The 8,004-nt window shown below is 66.0% G+C and carries 7 protein-coding genes; 3 read left to right on the top strand and 4 right to left on the bottom strand.

Translation table 11 applies throughout. The features are described from left to right. Nucleotides 1-279 precede the first annotated feature (279 nt). On the bottom strand, nt 280-1,044 hold the full coding sequence (locus ACPYN4_RS13400; protein WP_424446659.1) for a DUF2637 domain-containing protein: 765 nt from the start codon (nt 1,042-1,044) through the stop codon (nt 280-282). After that, nucleotides 1,041-2,078 carry an ArdC-like ssDNA-binding domain-containing protein gene (locus tag ACPYN4_RS13405; RefSeq protein WP_424446667.1) on the bottom strand — a complete coding sequence of 346 codons (1,038 nt, stop codon included), beginning with the start codon at nt 2,076-2,078 and terminating at the stop codon, nt 1,041-1,043. Before ACPYN4_RS13405 ends, ACPYN4_RS13400 begins: the two co-directional genes overlap by 4 nt. Before the next feature lie 270 nt (nt 2,079-2,348). On the opposite strand from ACPYN4_RS13405, the gene ACPYN4_RS13410 reads away from it, so the two are divergent. The 3 genes from ACPYN4_RS13410 to ACPYN4_RS13420 all read left to right on the top strand — a co-directional run bounded on the left by ACPYN4_RS13410 (nt 2,349) and on the right by ACPYN4_RS13420 (nt 5,028). After that, the gene (locus ACPYN4_RS13410) at nt 2,349-3,041 is read left to right on the top strand and encodes an Abi family protein (protein WP_424446660.1); all 693 of its coding nucleotides are present in this window, start codon (nt 2,349-2,351) and stop codon (nt 3,039-3,041) included. Between the two features lie 263 nt (nt 3,042-3,304). Continuing rightward, entirely contained in the window at nt 3,305-3,832 is a 528-nt protein-coding gene (locus tag ACPYN4_RS13415; protein ID WP_424446661.1) for a TetR/AcrR family transcriptional regulator, read from the top strand. A gap of 17 nt (nt 3,833-3,849) precedes the next feature. Then, complete coding sequence (locus tag ACPYN4_RS13420; protein WP_424446662.1) at nt 3,850-5,028, top strand: MFS transporter; 1,179 nt, start codon at nt 3,850-3,852, stop codon at nt 5,026-5,028. 422 nt (nt 5,029-5,450) lie between these two features. Here ACPYN4_RS13420 and ACPYN4_RS13425 read toward each other — a convergent pair whose 3' ends face one another. Continuing rightward, nucleotides 5,451-6,839 carry a hypothetical protein gene (locus ACPYN4_RS13425; protein WP_424446663.1) on the bottom strand — a complete coding sequence of 463 codons (1,389 nt, stop codon included), beginning with the start codon at nt 6,837-6,839 and terminating at the stop codon, nt 5,451-5,453. Beyond that, the gene (locus ACPYN4_RS13430) at nt 6,836-7,609 is read right to left on the bottom strand and encodes an ABC transporter ATP-binding protein (RefSeq protein ID WP_424446664.1); all 774 of its coding nucleotides are present in this window, start codon (nt 7,607-7,609) and stop codon (nt 6,836-6,838) included. Before ACPYN4_RS13430 ends, ACPYN4_RS13425 begins: the two co-directional genes overlap by 4 nt. Between the last annotated feature and the right edge of the window lie 395 nt (nt 7,610-8,004).

Raw genomic sequence — 8,004 nt, forward strand, 5'->3', positions numbered from 1 at the left:
GGTGCACGCGTTCCTGCCCCCGAGAGAGCGCATCGCCAGCTCGTTCGCTTCCCCGTCGCAGAAGCTCCGATGCGGGCACCCACCGCATCCCGGAGCGATCCCGCACTCGTGCCGCGATCCGTTCCTTCCGAGCGGCCAGCGACGGGTCCGACAGCCGCGCCAGGGCGTCAGCATCCCGGCCCTGCTCACCCCGGTCGGGCTCATCGGGCCGCTCGGGCAGGGTCTTGGGTTCGTGTTCGACAACCGGCCGGGTGGGAGTGTCTTCTGTTGTGCTGTCCATCATTCATCCTTCCTATTGGTCGTGTTGTCGTGCGCATGTGGAGAGGCGGATTTCAGCCACCGGCCAATGGTCGAGGGGTGGACTCCGACCTGCTCAGCGATCCGACGATTCGACAGGCCCTCGCGGTGCAGCGCTGTAACCTGCTCCCTGAGCTCCGCGTTCGCTATCTCCACGTCCCGAGTTCCTGACGGCGGTGAGGCCGCCCGGGCCGAGGCGCGCTCTCCCGCGTCACTTTCCGATTGATCGGTGGCGGCACCAGCTGGGCGCTCCTCCTTGGGTACGTGTGTCGACACCGTCGTGCCGGGGGTGAGTAGGGGTGTGGATGCTGGGGTGGTGGGGGAGCGGCGGTGGTAGCGGCTGAGCTCGACGGTGAGGTGGGTGACGGCCAGCAACACGATCGGCGGCACCGATGCGACCAGTCCGGCCAGCAACCCAGGCACTCCGTCGTCTGCGGCAACGAGCGCATGGGCGATGTTCGCCGACACCGACACCAAGGCCGCTCCGCCCAGCAGCACCCACGGGTACCGTGTCGCCCGCACTCCGTGCGGTGAGAGGGCGACCACCGACATGGTCGCGATGACGATGACACCGTCCACGATCAGCGGCCACACCCATGCGAGTTCCGTCGGAGTGCCTGCCCGCACCGCGAGGTCGGCCAGCGCGGTGAAGGACAACCAGAACGCCCCCACGCCCAGCAGCACCGTTCCGCCGATGGACACCGCAACCACCCACGCCCCGACTCGGCGCGTGTCCTGCGCCGTCATAGCGCTGGCACAGAGATATCGACCGCTGCCGCCTTCGTGGTCGGGGCGGCTGTTCCCAGTTCAGTGGCGCGCGTCGATACCGCGGCTTCTCGGCCCGCCGCCGGCCCGTTCCGGTCCAGCCCAGGAGGGTAGCCGTCTCCGATGCCAGCGTCGGGGAGCTTGTCGAGGACATCGAGTGCGATCTTCCTGACTCGTTCACCGGTCTCCCGGATCACGTCGATCGGTTCTTTGTCCGGGACGCCTTCGGCCCACGAAGCGACATAGGGGATCGTGTACGAGCTGGTGTCCATGCCGTGCGCGGCGCCGATCATCATCGCCACCGATTCCGCCTCCACCTCCCGAATCCCACGGTGATGGGTGACCGAGTCAGCGGGATCGTGCATGCGCACATGCCCGAGCTCGTGCGCGAGGGTCTTCACCCGCGCCGCATCATCCATGTCCGCACGAACCAGGACCTGTTTCGTGTCGTAGATCGTGACCCCGTTCGCGCCCCAAATCGACGACGCGTCCGTAGCGTCCTGCAACTCGAATCCGGCATCTGCCACCTGCGTCGCAAGTCCCGCCCACAACCCGGCAGGTGCCTGCCCTTCCAGCAGACGCGGCATCGGCCGCTCCGGCACATCCGCGCCCGAGGTCTGGGACACATCCCACACATACGCCGGCTTCACGTTCACGATCTTCGAACGCACCACCTCACCGGCTGCGGGCTTTTCCCGAGAAGCGAGCCGCCGCCATGACATCGGATCCGATGGGTCCTTGGACGCAAATCTGCCCAGCACCGGCGCGTAGATCATGTACCCGCCCTGACCCTTGTCCACCGACCGGGCCAACTGCTTCCACTGCTGAAACCCCGCCACATACGTCGGCGCCGGAGAACTGACTCGGCCCTGTTCGAACGCTTCGGCATGCTGGGCATAGATCAGCAGCGTGTTCCGGAAGCTCCGAGACCGGAACCTGGCTGCGAACTCGATCGCTCGCTTCCAGTCCTCACCCGTCGTCAACTCCTCGACCGCGGCCTGGAGCTTCGCGCCCATCTCATCAAGCTTCGCCTCTCGAGCTGCCTGCGCCTCCGCAGCAGAACGCCTGGGTCTTGCCACACCGACCACCGCCTTCACCGTCACGCCGACCCCGTTCAACTCGGCTTCTCGTGAGGACAGGTGCGCGCCCGCGACCCCACACCACGACGGACAGTGCCGCGTTGACGCACGGGCGGAAGCCCCGTAGAGTAGATGGCGTTAGCCCCGTGTGGACCGCTGGCTTCGGCCAAGTCGCCGGGGCTCTGATCTTTTTCGAAGGCAACGACGATGTCCGACGCATGGATCGACGACTGGCTGGGGCCAGCCCGCTTCCAGCCCTACGTGACCGCCTGCAACGGCGACCGGGCTCGCGCGCTCGCGCTGTACGAGTGGAACGTCACCCTCGGGCAGGCCCTTATGCGGGACATCGCCCACTTCGAGATCGCGATGCGCAACGCTTACGACACTGCGATCGACGCGCTCTGGCCAGGCACAGACCACTGGCTCCTCGACGCCGACTCCCCAGCCGTCACCCCGATCTGGCGAGTCAAGAAAGACCGCTCAGGCCTCAAACGTGGCAGCGATGTCAACTACCTCAACCGTCGCGCCGTTGACGCCGCGATCCGCAAGTGCGGCGGTGTGAAAGCCACCCCGGGCAAGGTCATCGCCGAACTCAGCTTCGGATTCTGGCGGCACCTCACCGCCGCCTCCCACGAGAAGACACTCTGGGTGCCCTACCTCCACCACGCGTACCCTGCGAAAACGCAGCGCAAAGCCATCGACGAGACCATCGGCAACATCAACACCATCCGAAACCGGATCGCCCACCACGAACCCGTCTTCGACCGCCGAGACCCCGCACAGGACCCCGCCCAGCTTCACGCCGACATGATGACCGTGCTGGCCATGCTCGCTCCCGACGCTCACCACCACCTCACCCCGCACTCCACCGTCACCACCGTTATCAGCCAGCGACCATAGTCAGCTCGGCCCGGTCTCGTGATGAGCAGCCACTGGATTGAGAACAGACGACAGGCAGAAGCGCAGCCACCCCGCCCGCCGATCAAGACACCTCGCGACCCGATCTCTGTTTCCGAGGAGCCAGCCGCTGCCCACAGCGTCGCGATCACCCCGGTCAGATGAGCTTGAACGGAAGTCTCATACATACGGGTTATCATGTATGTATGAGACGTTCGGTTGAGGATGCGGGGAAGACGCGTCTGTCGCTGTGTGAGGCGGCGTTAATGGCCTTCGAGGAGAAGGGGTGGCGGGGGGCAACGTTCGAGGCGATCGCAGAACGTGCGGGAGTGACACGCGGTGCGCTGCATCATCACTTCCGCGACAAGGCGACACTGCTGGGCGAAGCGCTCAGCTGGGGGTGGGGCGAGTACGCCGACCGCGTGTTCACGGATACGCCAGGCTCAGACGCGACCTCTCGACTTGAGGGCCTCCTCGTCGAGTACGTACGGCTGCTGGAGACGGATCCGGTTTTCCGGGCGTTGGCCTCGTCCACCGTGCTCGTCGCACCGCAGGCGTTCGCCGACACTTCCGCCAAGGGGGCTGGTCTGGACGACTGGCATACCCGTGTTCTGTCCATCGTCGCTTCGGATTCGACGGTCACGAGCTCGCTGACTCCCGCACAGGTCGCGGGGCTCGTGCTCGTGCTGTTGCAGGGGCTCACCGTGACCGCGGTGACCCGACCACAAGACCTTCCGCACTCCGCTAACCGGAAACCGGCCATCGCCGCACTGGTCAGGGGGGTGCTCTCCTAGAAAGGCCACCATTCCTCATGACAACTTCACACACCGCTCCCGCCGGGGGCACCACATCGACGCGGGCGCTGGTCGTGTCCTCGGCGGCTCTGTTCACTGACATGCTCGTGCACGGCCTCGCCGTGCCGGTCCTCCCGTTGCTTCCCGCGGTCGTCGAAGCCGGCCCGGCGGCGACCGGGGTCCTGTTCTCCTCCCACGCGGTGGCCATGATCATCGCCACCCTGTTCGCCGGACGCATCGTCGACCGGTACGGGCCCCGCACCCCACTGCTGATCGGCCTCGTCGGACTCGCAGCCGCCACACTCCTGTTCGCGACCGGTGGCCCGTACTGGCTGCTACTGGTGGCACGCCTGGCCCAGGGGATCGCCGGCGGGATGTCCTGGGTTGCCGCCCTGTCACTGATCGCCGCGACCACGCCTATGCAACGGCGCGGCCAGTCAATGGGTATCGCACTGTCGACGATCACCCTCGGTGTGCTAATCGGCCCGCCCATCGCGGGGTTCCTCGTGGAGCACCTTGGCACCGCGGCGCCGTTTCTATTCGCAGCGGCAGTCGCTCTCGCCGACGGCGTGCTGCGGATCATCCTGGTAAAGGACTCGCCCCGCGTGACCGACGACACCGCGGGCCCGCTCGCGGTCCTCAAGGTGCCAGGCTCACTCTCGATTGTCTTGGCGGTCGCTGTGGGCGCAGCCGTGCTCTCTGGCATCGAGCCGGTGTTGCCCGTCCACCTGGGAGCGAGCGCACTCACGGTAGGGCTGCTGTTCGGGCTCGCGGCTCTGGCCTCGATCATTGCCAACCCGATCGTCGGCCGCTACGTCGCAGTCGCTCCGCCCCGGATCCTCGTCGGCATCGGAGTGGGTGCCGTGGCCGCCGCGCTCGTGGTGACCGGGTTCGCGACCGAACTGTGGCAAACCAGCATCGGCATGGTGCTCCTCGGCGCCTCATCCGCGCTGCTGCTCGCCCCGGCCACCACCCTGATCAGCGAACAGGGGTACCGGTCGACCCCGCCGACACTGGGAGGATCCTTCGCTCTCTACAACCTCGCCTACGCCCTAGGGCTCGCAAGCGGCCCGCTGCTGACCGGGCTCAGCGTCGGCCAGTGGGGATTCACCGCAGCGATGACTATCACCGCCGCGGTGCTCGCCCTCCTGGGAGGTGCATCACTTCTGCGGCTTCCCACCGCCACTCGCAGCTAATCACGGTCGGGGTGCCGGCCTGTGACGGCACCCCGCCCCAGCCCGCGTCTGATCGCTCCCGAAAAATGGAGAAGAAGCGCGCCCCGCAGGAGAAAACCGACGGAACGGCACTCACTGCGCCTAGTCGGACGCCTGGGTGGACCGGCTTCACGTGGCGCACGCCACTGACCGAGCTGGCGCAGCACGTCCGCAAGCACGAGCAGCACAGGGGCATGTTTTGGGCGCAAACACGTCCCCGTGCGCGAGGGGACTTGAACTGACCTCGAACCCCGAACGCCGTGAATCTCAACACAGCGTCCTGCCGCATGAAATCAACGATCTAGAGCATGTGACCTGTGAATAACTCCACCGTGATACGCCGAGCTACAGGTTGCTTAGCACTTTCGCTAGCACTTTGGTGGGCCTACCGTTCGCCTTCGGAGCTAATGTGCGAGAAGCGCGGGGATGGTGTGGCGTCGGGCCGTGAGTGCCGGGGTGATGGTCGCGATTCCTACGACGAGGAGGCCGACTACGGCAACGAGGCTGGAGATGCCGATTCCGTACACCGGGGTGGCTGTGTCGCTGACCTGTATCAGTGCAGCGGTGGCGACGAGTCCGACCGCGCCGTAGACGAGTGCTCCGGTGAGGAAAGCGGTGCCGACGTAGATGACCGTCTCGAATGCGGCACTGAGGGTTGTGGTCGCGAGGGTTCCGCCGCCCGCTTCGATGAGCGCGTTGTCACGGTCGCGGGTGCGTCCGGTCATGAAGATCACCGCTGCCGCACCGAGCGCGGCAATCAAGAGCGCCGGGCCGATGATGGTGAAGATCGACGCGTGATTGATGGTCATGTTCTGGGTTCCGCTGCCGTCGAGTGCGGTTCCGGCGGTCATGAACAGTGTGTAGAGGCTGCCGGTTAGAGCGATACCGACCATGAGCGGGGTGACCGCTGCGGTGCTCTGCGTGAGCCGGTAGCGGCACGCCGTACGGGCAAGGAACCAGGCCGGTGACCAGGAGGCAGGGATGAGCGCTGTCCAGGCGCGGAGGATGAGCGGATAGACGAACGGGCCGAGCGCTGCGATCAGAGCGGTGAGGGCGATGCTGAACAACTGTGCTCCGCTGACGATGCCCGCGATGCCCATGCTCCCGTCGGAATCATCGGTCACCATGCGGGCGATCACGGGGGCGGCGATCACGTTGATGCCGAGAATGACCGTGGCGATTGTCGCCACCCCGACTCCCACCCAGCGCATCACTGCAAGACGCGCGCGGGGCTCCTCAGGCTCGCGCACAGCTTCGATAGCTGGCACGCGCCCCGCGCCGAACGCGCCCCGGAGCCCGGAAACGATCACGAGCGACAGAGCGATTCCGAGCGTCCAGGCCACCGTGCTCGTACCGAACACAACAGGGAGGTTCGGCAACGACGCTTGCTGGCCAGCGAGCGAGAGGAACACTCCCGCTGTCAACCGTCCAAGGATCAGGCCAGCGCCCGTGCCGGTGAGGGCGAGCATGCAGAGCTGGATCAGCACGACTAGGGTCACCTGACGCGGGAGGACACCGGCCAGTTGCAGGAGTGCGTACCCACGCCTACCCGAACTGATCGCAAGGTTCGTCGTCGCACCGGTTACCGCGATCGCGGCCAGCACGGTGAACAGGATGGTGCCCTGTGTCATCGACACCAGCGAATCACCCTCAGCCGGGCTGAGTGCCGCCGCCGTCTCGAACTGGGAGATGACCGCAGACAGCACCATGGTCGCGACAGCGATCATGAGGAACCCACCGATCCAGAGTCTCCATTCCCGCACGAGTTCCTTGGCGGCGACGATCGCGATCATGCGGCCAACGATTCCTCGCCCGCGGCTCGCACCGCGTCAAGCACTTGCTGCGCGCTCGGCGCGCGGAGCTCCGCGTGAATGGAACCATCGCGCAGCACGAGCACGCGATCCGCGCGTGCAGCGGCTTCCAAATCATGCGTGACCAGCACAACACTGCGCGACCCCGAAGCCGTCTCCCTCAACAGGGAGAGCACCTGCGCCCCGGTCACAGTATCGAGTGCGCCCGTCGGCTCGTCCGCGAACACGATCGAAGCGCCCGACGCAAGCACCCGTGCGATAGCGACGCGCTGCTGTTGCCCACCCGAGAGTTTGCCTGGCAAGAAACCGCCCCGTTCCGTCAGACCGACCGCGTCAACAGCCGCCCGCGCATCCGCCGCCGCGCCGCGTTTGCGGGCAATCCGCGCAGGAAGTGCGGCGTTCTCCATCGCAGTGAGCGAGGGCACGAGGTTGTAGGACTGGAAGATGAAGCCCACCCGATCCCGGCGCATCTTCGCCAGCGCGTTCCGGCCCAGCGCTGAGATGTCCTGCCCGAACATACTCACCCCGCCACCTGATACCGGTTCCAGGCCCGAGAGACAGTAGAGGAGCGTGGATTTCCCTGAGCCTGATGGCCCCACGATCGCGACCATCTCGCCGGGATGCACCTGGAGCGACACGTTTCGAAGCACCGTCACTGGCGGCTGCCCCTTCACTGCCTCGAACGTCTTCTCAAGACTCGCACACACAACCAGCGGCGGCGCTTCTGGTGCACTCGGAACAGAAAGGCTCATGCCCCAATCTAAGCCCATCCTTACCCGGGATCGCTGAACAATCCGAGCACTATCCGGCTACCCCGCACGCCCAGCTATGGAAACCCCGAACGTCCCGACCACCAGCCTCACCCCTCTTTTCTCCTGAATGGACGCAAGCTACAAGCTGTACGAGGTCCGGGTGAGGCCGGATGAACTGCCTGCGCATGCGCGAGCGGACGCAACTCCTCGGTTGAAAATCACTCTTGTCGTGCTCATCGCCTCGCCGATAGCGGGAGTCCTTCTGGAGCCACTCGACACTGTGAGCTCGTTCGTGCTCGCCTCGCCAGTCGCGTATCGCCCCGTTACTTTCTTCGTGGCCGCTCGGTGAGCATGCTGGGTGGTGACGGCCTGCCGGGCCCGGCATGATTGCTGCC

This window comes from Microbacterium sp. CH-015 (assembly GCF_049707015.1).
In the GTDB taxonomy this organism is placed as follows: domain Bacteria; phylum Actinomycetota; class Actinomycetes; order Actinomycetales; family Microbacteriaceae; genus Microbacterium; species Microbacterium aurum.